Origin of the sequence: Amycolatopsis thailandensis, assembly GCF_002234405.1 — a bacterium.
In the GTDB taxonomy this organism is placed as follows: domain Bacteria; phylum Actinomycetota; class Actinomycetes; order Mycobacteriales; family Pseudonocardiaceae; genus Amycolatopsis; species Amycolatopsis thailandensis.
Genome location: NZ_NMQT01000361.1, coordinates 1 through 664 on the forward strand (window position 1 = coordinate 1; position 664 = coordinate 664).

The following is a 664-nucleotide window of genomic DNA, read 5'->3' on the forward strand; positions in this document are numbered from 1 at the left end:
TACACCATTTCCCTTCACGACGCTCTGCCGATCTCGCGGACTTCAGCATCGAAACCCACGGCGTCGGCGCGAGGCTCTTGTAGACCGGCCCGAGGTACACGTACTCGACGGGCCCGTCGGCGGGGGTGTACCAGTCGATGCTGTCGTCCGGGTTCTTCTGCGAGCGCTGACGGCTGACCCGGCCTTCCGGGGAACCGGTGCGGGCCGAGGAGATCGTGCTGCGGACGTACTTCTCGTCGAACCGGAAGTAGGCGCTCGACTCGCTGGTGACGTCGCGCTGATCGCCGATGGTGTCCTGCAGCTTGTTCATCGCCGTTTCGAACTTCGTGCCGACGTAGGTCGCCGCGTCGTCGCCCTTCGGCACGGCGGTGCCCGCACGCGCCTGGCCGCAGGCTGTGGTGAGCGCCAGCACGGCGCCCAGCACGCACAAGATGGTCGTTGGCCGTTTGTTCATCGCCGTTCCCCTGATCGAGTCCCCGCGCGCGGTGCGCGTCCGGATCGTCTCATCCTCTCCCGCGAAGGACGATGCCGTGGGCGGTTCCGCCACACCGGCGGGGTACAGTTGCGGGGCGCCCGCCGGGCGCCGGTCCTAGTATGGGACCCCGGACCGACCCCCGCTTCGCAGTAGGGTCGGGCGTGGGGGTATCTTCATATGTCGTTGTGC

At 67.8% G+C, this 664-nt stretch carries 1 pseudogene; it reads right to left on the bottom strand.

Annotated elements, in window-relative coordinates:
- Nucleotides 1-454 (bottom strand): annotated as a pseudogene (locus CFP71_RS42890) (hypothetical protein); the annotation flags it as partial.
- Nucleotides 455-664: the final 210 nt, after the last annotated feature.